Consider the following 12,661-nt stretch of genomic DNA (forward strand, 5'->3'; position numbering starts at 1 on the left):
CTTTTCGCCGGATCAGGATGGGCGATACATACGACAAATCCGAATTTCGGTAAAGTGGAATATTTTTACAAGAGCCGGTTGACCCATCGATGGCGCGTTTTGCCCGACGGGCAGCGCAAGGGCTTGTGGAGGCTTACCCCGTCGGCGTGCCCTGCCGCCACTGCCCGCCCGCGATCTTGGCGGCCGCGATCACCGCCTGCGTGCGGCTTTCGACGCCGAGCTTTTGCAGGATCGCCGAGACGTGCGCCTTGATGGTCGCCTCGGAGACGCCGAGCTCGTAGGCGATCTGCTTGTTGAGCAACCCCTCCGACAGCATCATCAGCACCCGCACCTGCTGCGGGGTCAGCGTCACCAGACGGTCGCGCAGCCGCGTCATGTCGGGGTCGGCGGCGGCCGACAGGTCGGTGTCGGCGGGAACCCAGACATCTCCCTCCATCACCTTGAGGATGGCGTCGCGCAGTGTCTCGACGCCGAATCGCTTCGGAATGAAGCCGGAGGCGCCGAAATCGAGCGAGCGCCGGATCGTGGCGCTGTCGTCTGAGGCCGAGACGATCACCACCGGGATGGCCGGGTATTGCGCGCGGAGATAGATCAGGCCGGAGAAGCCGGAGATGCCGGGCATCGAGAGGTCGAGCAGGACCAGATCGACGTCCGAGGTCTGTTCCAGGAGTTTCGTCAGATCCTCGAACGACCCGGCCTCGTCGATCTTCGCCGTGCTCAGGACACCCGTCACCGCTTGCCGCAGCGCATCGCGGAACAGCGGATGGTCATCGGCGATGACGAGATGGGTAGAAGGAGCGCTCATCGATCTCTTGCTGTCGTTCGTCACCCGGCCAGTAGTCCGGACCGGCGCAATGGTCAATTCTTCCCCGGCCGGCCGTGGCATGCAAGGGCACATTATTCCTTTGCGGAAAAGGGGTTAATCCACAAGCCGTCTGCTGCGCCGCGGCACTATAGATCCACACCGTCAGTTGCGTGTCAGTGCGCAAGGCCGAAAGTCGTATTGGGGCCAGTTTCACGCCGATGTTACCTTGGGGGCAAGACCCAGGTCGATCCGGCATGCCCGGACAGCCGGGACGCGAGGAAACGAAATTCGGGGAGCGCATTTACGATGTCCACAATAGCTGCAACGTCGGCACGGTCGACCGGCATGACGAAGGATGAGCGGTTCGTCATCCTCGCATCGTCGCTTGGCACTGTCTTCGAGTGGTACGATTTCTATCTCTACGGGTCGCTGGCCAGCATCATCGGCACGCAGTTCTTCACCATCGCAGGCGCCGACGGCAAGCCGATGTTCGACCAGGCCACACGCGACATCTTCGCGCTGCTGGCCTTTGCGGCAGGCTTCCTGGTCCGCCCGTTCGGCGCGATCGTGTTTGGCCGCGTCGGCGACATCGTCGGCCGCAAATACACCTTCCTCGTCACCATCCTGATCATGGGTCTGTCGACCTTCATCGTCGGCCTGTTGCCGGGTGCCGCGCAGATCGGCATCGCCGCGCCGATCATCCTGATCGGCCTGCGCCTGCTGCAGGGGCTCGCGCTCGGCGGTGAGTATGGCGGTGCGGCAACCTACGTCGCCGAGCATGCACCACAGGGCAAGCGCGGCTACTACACCTCATTCATCCAGACGACTGCAACGCTCGGCCTGTTCCTGTCGCTGCTGGTGATCCTGTTCACCCGTTCCGCGACGGGCGAGGCTGCCTTCGCCGGCGCACCCGGCTCCTATTGGGGCGGCTGGCGTATTCCGTTCCTGGTGTCGGTCGCTTTGCTCGGCATCTCGGTCTGGATCCGTCTGCGCCTGAACGAATCGCCGGTGTTCCAGCGCATGAAGGACGAGGGCAAGGGCTCCAAGGCGCCGCTGACCGAAGCCTTCGGCACCTGGAGCAACGCCAAGATCGTGATCCTGGCGCTGCTCGGCCTGACCATGGGCCAGGCAGTGATCTGGTACACGGGCCAGTTCTACGCGCTGTTCTTCCTGCAATCGATCCTGAAGGTCGATGGCTACACCGCCAACCTCCTGATCGCCTGGTCGCTGCTGCTCGGCACCGGTTTCTTCCTGGTGTTCGGAGCGCTGTCGGACCGGATCGGTCGCAAGCCGATCATCCTGTTGGGCTGCCTGATCGGCGCACTGACGCTGTTCCCGATCTTCAAGATGATCTCGTCCAACGCCAACCCGGCGCTGGAAAAGGCTTATGAGACGGTCAAGGTGCAGGTGGTGGCAGATCCCGCCAGCTGCGGCGACCTCTTCAACCCGGTCGGCACCCGAGTCTTCACGGCGCCTTGCGACACGGCACGCGCCTTCCTTGCCCAGTCTTCGGTGAAGTACACGACGGTTCCAGGACCGGCGGGCGCGGTGAAGATCCTCGTCAACGACAAGGAAGTGCCCTACACGGACGCGAAGACGTCGAACCCCGCGATCACCGCGGCGACGCAGGCGGCGGGCTATCCGAAGGCGGGTGACGCCGGCATCGTCAAGATGTCGAACCCGTTCGACATCTTCCGCCCGCAGGTGGCTGCCCTCATCGGGCTGCTGTTCATCCTCGTGATCTACGTCACCATGGTGTACGGCCCGATCGCGGCGATGCTGGTCGAATTGTTCCCGACCCGCATCCGCTACACCTCGATGTCGCTGCCTTATCACATCGGCAACGGCTGGTTCGGCGGCCTCTTGCCCGCGACCGCCTTCGCGATTACCGCGTCAACCGGCGATATCTACTCGGGTCTCTGGTATCCGGTCGGCTTCGCGGCGATCACGGCCGTGGTCGGCTTCTTCTTCGTCCCCGAGACGAAGGACGTCGACATCACCAAGATGTAAGTCGCGTCGCAGGACGCTGACAAAACAGCCGGCCGCGGAGCGATCCGCGGCCGGTTTGCTTTTGCGGCCTACTGGTTGTTGCCGATGAATTGCAGCACGACCTCGCGCCGGTGCGGGCGCGTACGGTGCTCGATCAGATAGATCCCCTGCCAGGTGCCGAGCGCGAGCTTGCCGTTGAGCACCGGCACATGCAGCGACGTCTGCGTCAGCATGGTCTTGACGTGCGCGGGCATGTCGTCGGGCCCTTCGGTGTCGTGAGTCCAGCCTGCATCGTCATCGTCCGGCGCGAGCCGCGCCAGCACCGTGGTGAGATCGGCCAGGACGGAAGGGTCGGCGTTCTCCTGGATTGTCAGGGACGCCGAGGTGTGACGGATGAACAGCGTTAGCGCGCCGTCCCGCGCATCAACGTCGGCGATGAACTGCGCGGCCTCGGCCGTGAGGTCGATGAAGCCGCAGCCTGAGGTCTGCACAGTCAGCGTCGCGGTGCTGACGCTCGTGGCGCGCGCCGTCGATGGTGTGGAGCGCGTGACGGACTTGGCTGATGTCATCACAGGTCTCTCAATTCGAACACTGCCGTAGGGGTGGTAAAGGCCGCGCGCACGCGCCGTGCCTACCGCTCCTCTGGTCGTTGCGGAGACATGGTGGGCACGGCGCTTCGCGCCTTTTGCCCGCCCGACGACAGCTCAACGCATGGCTGGCCCGAACGGGTCCTCAAATCTTCCCCGACACGTCCTTTTGCACGCGATTGGCCATGTCGATCAGCCGCCGCCAGGCCTTCTCCAGGAACGACATCATGCGATCCATGTCCTGGTCGCTGGGCAGCGGGATCTCGAGCTTGCGGTCGCCCTCGGCGGCCTTTGGCTCACCCTTCTTCAGGGAATCGGATTTCGGCAGCGCCTCGTCGATCTTGCCGGAGACGGTCGGACCGGCGGCAAGCTGCCCTTTCAGCGTCTCGAGCTCGGCCTGGAGCCGGCCGATTTCGGCATCGAGCGCGGAGCGCTCGTCGGGCAGGGCGTAGCAGGCCCAGCCGATGCCATTCCTGGTGCAGGTCGACACCGTGCCGGTGCGGGTATCGAGCCGCAGCACGCCGTCGGGGATTGGCGTCATGCTGTAGCGGCCGTTTTCACCGTCGGGCGCCGATTGCGCGGCAACCAACGTGCCGCTGACCGTCGTCACCGCAACGATCGCCGCAGCACACCATGATGTTGTGAATGATTTCGCCGGTCTCATCGCGCTCTCCGCCACGCCGCGAAAGCTGGCACATCGCAGAATTCTACACCCGGGCGGGCGACGGCGCACCGCTTGCCCGCTCGAATCCGCCGCCAAAAATTGCGTCTGCGAAATCAACGATGGCGGCGGCTCGTTTGATCCCGGCAACCGCGGCGAAATGTCGGCCACATCGGCAGATCGCGTGGCGAGCTGCTGCGGTGCGGCGTCACGCCGTGTGCAGCACTGGCGTGCAAGGCAATATCTACAATAAAATCAGACAGATAACCGAACACGACGCGATCGTGACTTGGCTTGACTTGATTATGTGCGGTCAGTATGGTCCGCGCGGCTTTTGAGGGTGGCGGGCGTAGTTTCCATTCAACCGCAGCGTTTCGGGTCTTCGTGGCATGGCTCAGGACACGGGACACGGCGAGAATGGAGATCGCGATAGATCGCCCGAGGAAGCTGCGCTTTCCGAACGGCTCGGAAATCTTGATCAGCGGTTGTCCGAGTTTCGCGGCCGCCACGTCAAGACCGAGCAACCCGCAGGTGACGGAGAAGACAGAGCGGCCAGAGCCTCGGCGATGGCGCTTGGTTTCCGACTATCCTCCGAGTTGGTCGCCGGTGTCGTTGTCGGAGCGGGGATTGGCTGGGGTTTCGACCGCTTGCTGTCGACGTCGCCTTTCGGATTTATCGTGTTCATGCTGCTCGGCTTCGTGGCCGGCGTGGTGAATGTGGTGAGAACGGCGGGCGCGGGTCAAAGGCGCGGTGGTTCGTAAGCTGATCCGACACGAGGAGAGGAATTTTCGCACCAGCTTCGCCGGTGCGGGCCGGCCCGGCCGGCAGACCGAGACCAGCCGGCATCGCCCGGCAGACCAAGAGATGCCGCGCCGATGAAAATCGATCCGATCCACCAGTTCAACATCGAGCCTCTCTTCACGATCGGCCATATCGGCAATCACACGATCGCCTTCACCAATTCATCGCTCTACATGCTGGTGGCGGTGGCGATCATCTCGATCCTGATGCTTGCCAGCGGCACGCAGCTGGTTCCCGGGCGCCTCCAGTCAGTCGCCGAAATCTCCTACGAATTCGTCGCCTCGACCATCCGTTCGACGGCCGGCTCGGAAGGCATGAAGTTCTTCCCGCTGATCTTCTCGCTGTTCATGTTCCTGTGCGTCTCGAACCTGGTCGGCATCATCCCCTACACCTTCACGATCTCGAGCCATCTGATCGTGACGGCAGCGCTTGCGCTCCTGGTCTTCTTCACCGTCCTGATCTACGGCGTCGCCAAGAACGGCCTGAAATTCTTCTCGATCTTCGTGCCCCACGGCGTCCCCGGCTACATCCTGCCGCTGGTGATGTTCATCGAGATCCTGTCGTTCTTCCTGCGGCCGGTCTCCCACAGCGTCCGTCTGTTCGCCAACATGCTGGCCGGCCACATCGCGCTGAAGGTGTTCGCGGGCTTCGTCGCCATGCTCGGCTTCTCGCTCGGCGCCCTCGGCTGGGTCGGCGGCGTGCTGCCGCTGGCGCTCACGATCGCGCTGTACGCCCTCGAGATCCTGGTCGCGTTCCTGCAAGCCTATGTGTTTGCGATCCTGACCTGCATCTACCTCAACGACGCCATTCATCCGGGACACTAAGCGGTCCGGGGAATTTCCACCCAAAACCCAATCTTTCCTCCAAGGAGTCTAAAATGGATCCGGCAGCAGCAAAACTTATCGGCGCGGGCATCGCATGCATCGGCATGGGCGGCGCGGGCGTCGGCGTGGGCGTGATCTTCGGCAACTACCTCGCCGCAGCGGTCCGCAACCCGTCGGCTGCTCAGGGCCAGTTCGGCAACCTGATCTTCGGCTTCGCCGTGACCGAAGCGCTCGGCATTTTCTCGCTGCTGATCGCGCTGCTGCTGCTGTTCGTTCCGCTCTGAGGACGAATTTTCGCGCCGCTTCAACCGAAGCGGCGCGCATGACAGCAACAGGAGATCTCCATGGCTGAGAGTCATGGCGGCGCAAAAGGTCCCGCGGCGGGCGCCCATACCGAGACCGAAGGTGGTCACGGTGGCGGCTTTCCGCCGTTCGAGAGCAGCACCTTTGCTTCACAGCTGGTGTCGCTCGCGATCTTCTTCGTCGTTCTTTACGTGATCGTGTCCAAGCTCGCTCTGCCGAAAGTCGGCGGTGCGATCGAAGCGCGCCAGAACAAGATCGAGGGTGACCTCGCCGAGGCGCAGAAGCTGAAGGACCAGTCCGACGCGGCGCTGAAGGCCTATGAAGGCGAGCTCGCTTCGGCGCGCTCGCGGGCGCAGGCGATCGGCAACGAATCCCGCGACAAGGCGAATGCGCAGGCGGAAGCCGAGCGCAAGGCGCTGGAAGAGCAGCTGGCGGCCAAGCTCGCCGAGGCGGAGAAGACCATCGCCTCGACGCGTACGACCGCCATGAGCAACGTCCGCGGCATCGCGGCCGGTGCAGCAGGCACCATCGTGCAGCAGCTCACCGGCGTCGTTCCGGACAGTGCAGCGGTCAATGCCGCCGTTGACGCGTCCTTGAAGGGTTAGTCGATATGTTCTTCGATCCTGAAACCTGGGTCGCCGTCGCCTTCGTGATTCTGATGGTCGTGTTCGGCTATCTCGGGGTCTTCAAGAAGGCGATGGATGCGCTCGACCATCGCGCCGAGCGCATCAAGGCCGAACTCGACGACGCGACGCGCCTCAAGCAGGAAGCGGCCAAGGTGCTCGCCGACTACAAGGCGCGCAGTGCCACGGCCGAACGCGAGGCTGCCGACATCATCGCCAACGCCAAGTCCGAAGCCGAGCGCATCGCGACCGAGGCCAAGGCGAAGATGGAAGACTTCGTCGCCCGCCGCACCAAGACCGCGGAGAGCAAGATCACGCTCGCCGAGGCCCAGGCCGTCGCCGATGTTCGCGCCGCAGCCGCGGAAGCCGCGGTCCAGGCCGCTTCCACGATCCTGTCGCAGTCGGTCAAGGGCCAGGTCGCCGACGATCTGCTCGCCAAGGGCATCACCGAGGTTCGCCAGAAGCTGAACTGAGGGCGGACGCCTCACCAATCAAAAAGCCGGCGCGATGAGCGCCGGCTTTTTTTGTTTTGTTTTGTCAGAGCGATAGCTGCAAATTCCGGTGTCATGCCCCGCGAAGGCGGGGCATCCAGTACGCCGCGGCCTCTCGATAGACGACTGACGTCTCTGGAATACTGGATCACCCGCCCCAGTGCGCAATTGCGCACAAGGCGGGTGATCCAGTTGAAACTGCGGCTAATCTACTTCTTCTTCCGCGCCTTCGGCTCGGGCGCCAGCGCCTGCGGGTCGAAGCCGACATAGAAGATATAGGAATCGGCGGTCGCGACTGACGGCACCGGGTAAGCCAGGTCCTCGGCGACGAAGGTGAAGGGCACGCTGCCGCCCTCGGACATCTCGACCGTGGTCCGGTAGGCCTTGGAGGCGATCACCTTCTCGCCGACGCCGCCCTGCACCACGGCGATGCGGAGCGGGACCTCGACTGTGGAAGGCGCACCGGCAGGGCCTGCGATGACGCGGCCCTGGATGCCGATGCGCGCGGTGATCTGGCCGCCGTTGCGGACGCATTCGCGCGCCATCTTGGTGATCGAGGCCTGGAAACGCACGTCGTTGCCGACGGCCGGCTTACCCGTCGCTCCGACGCCGTAAGTGGACGCTCCGGCGCGCACCGTGACCTGGGGACAATCGACGTCATCATCGGCCGCCGGCTGACCCGGCGCAGGCGCCGGCTTGGGCTCAGCGGGCTCGTCGGATTTGCCGCCGAACAGGCTCTTGAAGCGGTCAGTCAGCGACTGCGCCGCAACCGGCGAGACCGCCGCGAATGACACCGACAGCGCCAGCGCGATCACGGGACCCCGCCGCAGCGCCTTCCGCAATGATCGAAGCTCCTTCATGAACGGCTGTACTCCATGACAACATTCCGGCCGATCGGCCAGTCAGCGGGTTATATCGCCAAAATCGGCGATCCCAAGGCGGGAAAACAAGGCAGGAAAAATGCTGAATTCCGTGCGGGTGGAGACCCGGCTCAGCCGCGGAAATCCTCGTGCAGCAGGCCGAACAGCAGATGGTCCTGCCAGACCCCGTTGATGCAGAGATAGCGGCGCGCCAAGCCCTCGCGGGAGAAGCCGCACTTCTCCAGCACCCGGATCGACGGCGCATTGGTGGGGATGCAGGCGGCCTCGACCCGGTGCAGATTGAGCTCACCGAACAATGTCGGCAGCAGCACCCTGAGCGCCGCCGTCATGTAGCCGCGATGGGTATGGGGCCGGCCGACCCAATAGCCGATAGTGCCGGCCTGGACGATGCCGCGCCGGACATTGGCAAGCGTAATGCCGCCGACCATGGCGCCGTCGAGCTCGCGGAAGATCAGAAAGGGATAGGAGCGGTCCGCGGCGATATCCTCGGAATAGCGGCGCAGGCGACGGCGAAAGCCGGACCTGGTCAGATCGTCTGACGGCCAGATCGGCTCCCACGGCGTCAGGTAATCGCGGCTGGTCTCGCGCAGATGCGCCCATTGCAAGAAATCCGACATCTGCGGCGCGCGCAGCAACAGCCCGTTGCCGCGGGGGGCGAGAGCAGCAGGTCCACTCGATGGCAGGCGAAAGAGGGCCATGGTGATGCTTCCAGGGGGCGGGGCGCCTTGCGCGGCTCCTAATGCAGCCGCGCCTTGGCACGCGCCCGGGTCAATCCTTCCGCAAAAGACACCGCCGTGTCCAGACCCCTGCCACTGCCTAATGCGACAACCGCGGGGCGGCTCCGCGAAAGCAGTGCACGCGCCGCATCGCGGGTCGATTCGACGCTGACGGCGTCGATCCGGGCCACCAGCTCCTGCACCGTCTGCGGCCGGCCATAAGCCAGAACGTGGCGGGCGAGCTGCTCGGCGCGCGACGAGCAGCTCTCCAGCGCCATCAGCAGGCCCGCCTTCATCTGCGCCTTGGCGCGGGCGATCTCAGCCTCGGTCAGGGTCTCGACCGAATCATTCATGATGTCGACCACGACCTCCATCATCTCCGGCGCGTCGCCGGGATCGGTGCCGGTGTAGAGGCCGAAGAATCCGGTGTCGGTATAGGGCGCGTGAAAGGAGTAGATCGAGTAGCAGAGGCCGCGCTTCTCGCGCACCTCCTGGAACAGCCGCGACGACATTCCGCCGCCGAGGATGTTGGTGAAGACCTGGAGCGAGAACAGCGACAGGTCGGTCTGCGGCACGCCTTCCAGCGCCAGCGTCAGATGCGCCTGCTCGAGCTCGCGATGCACGACCTTGGCGCCGCCCTTGCCAAACATGGCTGCCTGCGGCTTCGGCCCAGGCGTCGCCTCGAAGCTCGCAAAGCGCTTCTCGACCTCGGCGACGACCTGCTTGTGATCGACGGCGCCGGCCGCCGCCACCACCATGTCGGGCCCGCGGTAATGCGTCGAGAGATAATCGCGCAGCGAGTCGCGGTTGAAGGCGCGCAAGGTCTTGGCGGTGCCGAGAAGCGAGCGCCCCATCGGCTGGTCGGGATAGCAGAGCTCGTTGAGGTGCTCGAACACGACGTCGTCGGGCGTGTCCTGGGCCGCGCCGATTTCCTGCACGATGACGTTCTTCTCGCGCTCGAGCTCGTCGGGCTCGAAGGCGGGGTTGGCCAGGATGTCGGCAAGCACGTCGAGCGCCAGCGGCACATCGGCCTTCATCACCCGGGCATAATAGGACGTCGTCTCGGTCGAGGTGCCGGCATTGAGGTCGCCGCCGACCGCCTCGATCTCCTCGACGATCTCGCGCGAGGAGCGCCCGGTCGTGCCCTTGAACGCCATGTGCTCGAGCAGATGCGAGATGCCGTGCTCGTTCGGCTTCTCGTCGCGGCCGCCGACGCCGGCCCAGACGCCGAGCGCGGCGGTCTCGAGGTGAGGCATGTTGTCGGTGACGACGGTCAGGCCGGAGGCAAGCTTGGATATCTCGACGCTCATCCGGCAACTCCCTGTTTCGCGGCGCGGCTGACCGACAGCACGAACCGCTCCACCTCGCTCTGATCGTTCTTCACCACCTGCATGTGTTCGGATTTGGTCATGAGACCGTCGAGCCATGCCGGCAGTTGCGGCCGCTGGCCACAGGCCGCATCCACGGCATCAGGGAATTTGGCCGGATGCGCGGTCGAAAGCACGATATTCGGCACGGTCGTGTCGGTGGTGTCGCGATCGGCGACCGCGAGCGCCACGGCGGTGTGGGGGTCGACCAGCTCGCCGGCCTCGCGCCAGGCGGCGCGGATCGCGGCCGCAGTTTCGGTCTCGTCGGCGCGGCCGGCGTCGAATTCTTCGCGGATCGCAGCGAGCGTGGCGTCAGGCAGGACGAAGCGGCCCGACTGTTTCAGCGAATCCATCAGCCGGCGCACGCCGGCCGCATCGCGCTTGCCGGCTTCGAACAGCAGCCGCTCGAAATTCGAGGAGATCTGGATGTCCATCGAGGGCGAGGCAGTGGCGTGCACCTCGCGCACCTCGTAGATGCCGGTCTTGAGCGTGCGGGCAAGAATGTCATTGACGTTGGCGGCAATGCGCAGGGTCCGCACGGGAAGACCCATGCGCTTGGCGACGTAGCCTGCAAAAATATCGCCGAAATTGCCGGTCGGCACGATGAAATCCACCGCGCGCGCCGGTGCGCCGGCAGCGACTGCGGAGGTGAAATAATAGACCACCTGCGCGACGATGCGCGCCCAATTGATGGAATTGACGCCGGACAGCGAGGTCGCATCGCGGAAGCGATGGTTGTTGAACATCCCCTTCACCAGCGCCTGGCAATCGTCGAAATTGCCCTCAATGGCGAGCGCGTGGACATTGGCGGCGCCCGTCGTCGTCATCATGCGCTGCTGCACCTCGGAGATGCGCTTGTGCGGGAACAACACGATGAGGTCGACATTCTCCAGACCCGCAAAGGCTTCGACCGCGGCGCCGCCGGTGTCGCCGGAGGTCGCGACCACGATGGTGGTGCGCTGGCCGCGCTTGGCCAGCACATGGTCCATCAGCCGCGAGATCAGCTGCATCGCCACGTCCTTGAAGGCGAGCGTCGGACCGTGGAACAGTTCCAGCACGAATTGATGCGGCGACATCTGCCGCAGCGGCACCACGGCCGGATGACGGAAGGTGGCATAGGCCTCGTTCGCCATGCGGCCGAGCTCGGCGTCCGAAATCTCACCACCGACGAACGGACGGATGATTTCGACCGCGACCTCCCAATAGGGGCGACCAAAGAAGCCGGCGATGGTCTCGGCTGAAAGCTGCGGCCAGGTCACCGGCACATAGAGGCCGCCGTCGCGGGCAAGCCCGGTCAGCATCACGTCGCAGAAGCCAAGCTCAGGGGCCTCGCCCCGGGTCGAGATATAACGAGTCAAACTGCCCTCCAAAGGCTGGCCCGGCCTGAATCCGGGCCTTAAGCCTTTGATTTTACGATATTCCTAGTTCACAGCCAGCGGCTTCCGGCACCATAGAGTGTTTTGCGGGGCCGCACCATGCCCAACGAAAAAGGGCTGCGGCGATGCCGCAGCCCTTCTCTTGGAAGGTCTGTCGTTGATGTGTGCAGACCCGGTTTTCCGTGTTGGGGCGCCTGCCCCGAAAATCGTTCGTTCGAGCTATCGTCACCTGTCACGGGATCGTCAAGGAGAAAAACGGCGCGCGAGGCCGAATGTTCCTGTTTTTCCCGGCATGCCCCGGCGGGCCGACGATGAGATTGCCCGGCACCGCTTGGCATCATTGCCATGTTTTCCCGGATCGACGCGCCAGACGGGAACGAACGCCTCGCCGGCCCATTGTGTCGGCGGATCGCATCAGCCGTCGTCCACACATTGCCCGGACGCGCGGCGGCGCCGATCCGTCGACTGAGCCGGCTGCATCCTGGAGCAGCCGGTTCGGTCTCTGACGATGTCAGTTCATCCCGATTTCCACTGCAATCCGGATCAGGTCGGAGTGGTTCTTGGCCCCTAGCTTCTGCTTGAGCAGGGACGTGGTGTTGGCGACGGTCTTGTAGGAAATGCCGAGCGCCTCGGCGACCTCCACGATCTTGTTGCCGCGCCCGAGCAGGCGGAGAATCTCGAGTTCCCGCGGCGTCATCTGCGAGGCCGGATTGGCCTTGATCGCAGCACCGGAGAACGTCACGGCTTCCGCAAGCTGCGGCGAAATGAAATTGTCGCCCGCGACCACCTTGCGCACGGCCTTGAGCAGAATCCGGGGATCGTCGCCCTTGGAGACATAGCCCTGCGCCCCGAGCTCCACCGCGCGCACCACAAAGGCCGGATCGTCATTCATGCTGAACATGATGATCTTGGCATCCGGATCGTCCCTGCGGATTCGCCGCATCAGCTCGAAGCCGGAGACATCGGGCAAGCTGATGTCGATCACCGTCACGTCAGGACGCTTGCTGATATAGGCCCGATGCCCAGATTTGGCGTCGCTCGCCTCGTCGATCCGGATCGAATGGTCGGACGAAAACAGGGTGCGACATCCTGACAGCACCACAGGATGGTCGTCGACGATCAGGACTCGGGTCGCCGGCTTGGCGGTATCTTGCATCGCGCGCTCTCTTGTTTTCTGGACTCATAGACCGGCGGGAACAAATGGAAAGAGAAAATCCCGCCAATGCGCGTTAGAATT

The 12,661-nt window shown here is 64.2% G+C and carries 15 protein-coding genes; 6 read left to right on the forward strand and 9 right to left on the reverse strand.

What is annotated here, in order from left to right; genetic code table 11:
- Positions 1-133: 133 nt before the first annotated feature.
- A complete protein-coding gene (locus YUA_RS0124440; protein ID WP_027533040.1) occupies positions 134-805 on the reverse strand; it encodes a response regulator transcription factor in 672 nt (223 codons plus the stop codon).
- Positions 806-1,111: 306 nt separating this feature from the next.
- On the opposite strand from YUA_RS0124440, the gene YUA_RS0124445 reads away from it, so the two are divergent.
- Positions 1,112-2,815, forward strand: coding sequence for an MFS transporter (locus YUA_RS0124445; protein WP_035971836.1), 1,704 nt, complete (start codon positions 1,112-1,114; stop codon positions 2,813-2,815).
- A 68-nt stretch (positions 2,816-2,883) separates the two neighbouring features.
- Here the strand turns inward: YUA_RS0124445 and YUA_RS0124450 are convergent, their stop codons facing one another.
- From YUA_RS0124450 to YUA_RS48650, 3 genes are all read right to left on the reverse strand, one after another.
- Complete coding sequence (locus tag YUA_RS0124450; protein WP_027533042.1) at positions 2,884-3,363, reverse strand: secondary thiamine-phosphate synthase enzyme YjbQ; 480 nt, start codon at positions 3,361-3,363, stop codon at positions 2,884-2,886.
- Positions 3,364-3,526: 163 nt separating this feature from the next.
- Positions 3,527-4,045, reverse strand: a complete 519-nt coding sequence (locus YUA_RS0124455) for a hypothetical protein (protein ID WP_027533043.1) — start codon at positions 4,043-4,045, stop codon at positions 3,527-3,529.
- A 113-nt stretch (positions 4,046-4,158) separates the two neighbouring features.
- Positions 4,159-4,551: a hypothetical protein gene (locus tag YUA_RS48650; RefSeq protein WP_198029505.1), complete on the reverse strand. Its 393-nt coding sequence runs from the start codon at positions 4,549-4,551 to the stop codon at positions 4,159-4,161.
- Here YUA_RS48650 and YUA_RS50205 point away from each other — a divergent pair.
- From YUA_RS50205 to YUA_RS0124480, 5 genes are all read left to right on the forward strand, one after another.
- Positions 4,432-4,803, forward strand: coding sequence for an AtpZ/AtpI family protein (locus tag YUA_RS50205; RefSeq protein ID WP_027533044.1), 372 nt, complete (start codon positions 4,432-4,434; stop codon positions 4,801-4,803). The genes YUA_RS48650 and YUA_RS50205 overlap by 120 nt on opposite strands.
- A 114-nt stretch (positions 4,804-4,917) precedes the next feature.
- Positions 4,918-5,667, forward strand: a complete 750-nt coding sequence (locus YUA_RS0124465) for a F0F1 ATP synthase subunit A (protein ID WP_027533045.1) — start codon at positions 4,918-4,920, stop codon at positions 5,665-5,667.
- Positions 5,668-5,720: 53 nt separating this feature from the next.
- Positions 5,721-5,951: a F0F1 ATP synthase subunit C gene (locus YUA_RS0124470; protein ID WP_007599451.1), complete on the forward strand. Its 231-nt coding sequence runs from the start codon at positions 5,721-5,723 to the stop codon at positions 5,949-5,951.
- A gap of 60 nt (positions 5,952-6,011) precedes the next feature.
- Complete coding sequence (locus YUA_RS0124475) at positions 6,012-6,575, forward strand: ATP synthase subunit B (RefSeq protein ID WP_027533046.1); 564 nt, start codon at positions 6,012-6,014, stop codon at positions 6,573-6,575.
- Between the two features lie 5 nt (positions 6,576-6,580).
- A complete protein-coding gene (locus YUA_RS0124480; protein WP_027533047.1) occupies positions 6,581-7,066 on the forward strand; it encodes an ATP F0F1 synthase subunit B in 486 nt (161 codons plus the stop codon).
- A 227-nt stretch (positions 7,067-7,293) separates the two neighbouring features.
- Here YUA_RS0124480 and YUA_RS0124485 read toward each other — a convergent pair whose 3' ends face one another.
- The 5 genes from YUA_RS0124485 to YUA_RS0124505 form a co-directional block, all read right to left on the reverse strand.
- Positions 7,294-7,944 (reverse strand): hypothetical protein, encoded by a 651-nt coding sequence (locus tag YUA_RS0124485; RefSeq protein WP_035971838.1) that lies wholly within the window; start codon positions 7,942-7,944, stop codon positions 7,294-7,296.
- Between the two features lie 131 nt (positions 7,945-8,075).
- Positions 8,076-8,663 carry a GNAT family N-acetyltransferase gene (locus tag YUA_RS0124490; protein ID WP_027533049.1) on the reverse strand — a complete coding sequence of 196 codons (588 nt, stop codon included), beginning with the start codon at positions 8,661-8,663 and terminating at the stop codon, positions 8,076-8,078.
- A gap of 38 nt (positions 8,664-8,701) precedes the next feature.
- Positions 8,702-9,991, reverse strand: a complete 1,290-nt coding sequence (locus YUA_RS0124495; RefSeq protein ID WP_027533050.1) for a pitrilysin family protein — start codon at positions 9,989-9,991, stop codon at positions 8,702-8,704.
- Positions 9,988-11,406: a threonine synthase gene (thrC, locus tag YUA_RS0124500; RefSeq protein ID WP_027533051.1), complete on the reverse strand. Its 1,419-nt coding sequence runs from the start codon at positions 11,404-11,406 to the stop codon at positions 9,988-9,990. The genes YUA_RS0124495 and thrC overlap by 4 nt, the downstream gene beginning before the upstream one ends.
- Before the next feature lie 529 nt (positions 11,407-11,935).
- Complete coding sequence (locus YUA_RS0124505; RefSeq protein ID WP_027533052.1) at positions 11,936-12,580, reverse strand: response regulator transcription factor; 645 nt, start codon at positions 12,578-12,580, stop codon at positions 11,936-11,938.
- Between the last annotated feature and the right edge of the window lie 81 nt (positions 12,581-12,661).

Source organism: Bradyrhizobium sp. WSM3983 (genome assembly GCF_000473045.1).
Classification (GTDB): Bacteria; Pseudomonadota; Alphaproteobacteria; order Rhizobiales; family Xanthobacteraceae; genus Bradyrhizobium.

Coding starts and splice junctions, on each gene's coding strand:
- YUA_RS0124440 (WP_027533040.1), bottom strand. CDS start 805: ATGAGCGCTCCTTCTACCCATCTCGTCATCGCCGATGACCATCCGCTG.
- YUA_RS0124445 (WP_035971836.1), top strand. CDS start 1,112: ATGTCCACAATAGCTGCAACGTCGGCACGGTCGACCGGCATGACGAAG.
- YUA_RS0124450 (WP_027533042.1), bottom strand. CDS start 3,363: ATGACATCAGCCAAGTCCGTCACGCGCTCCACACCATCGACGGCGCGC.
- YUA_RS0124455 (WP_027533043.1), bottom strand. CDS start 4,045: ATGAGACCGGCGAAATCATTCACAACATCATGGTGTGCTGCGGCGATC.
- YUA_RS50205 (WP_027533044.1), top strand. CDS start 4,432: ATGGCTCAGGACACGGGACACGGCGAGAATGGAGATCGCGATAGATCG.
- YUA_RS0124465 (WP_027533045.1), top strand. CDS start 4,918: ATGAAAATCGATCCGATCCACCAGTTCAACATCGAGCCTCTCTTCACG.
- YUA_RS0124470 (WP_007599451.1), top strand. CDS start 5,721: ATGGATCCGGCAGCAGCAAAACTTATCGGCGCGGGCATCGCATGCATC.
- YUA_RS0124475 (WP_027533046.1), top strand. CDS start 6,012: ATGGCTGAGAGTCATGGCGGCGCAAAAGGTCCCGCGGCGGGCGCCCAT.
- YUA_RS0124480 (WP_027533047.1), top strand. CDS start 6,581: ATGTTCTTCGATCCTGAAACCTGGGTCGCCGTCGCCTTCGTGATTCTG.
- YUA_RS0124485 (WP_035971838.1), bottom strand. CDS start 7,944: ATGAAGGAGCTTCGATCATTGCGGAAGGCGCTGCGGCGGGGTCCCGTG.
- YUA_RS0124490 (WP_027533049.1), bottom strand. CDS start 8,663: ATGGCCCTCTTTCGCCTGCCATCGAGTGGACCTGCTGCTCTCGCCCCC.
- YUA_RS0124495 (WP_027533050.1), bottom strand. CDS start 9,991: ATGAGCGTCGAGATATCCAAGCTTGCCTCCGGCCTGACCGTCGTCACC.
- YUA_RS0124505 (WP_027533052.1), bottom strand. CDS start 12,580: ATGCAAGATACCGCCAAGCCGGCGACCCGAGTCCTGATCGTCGACGAC.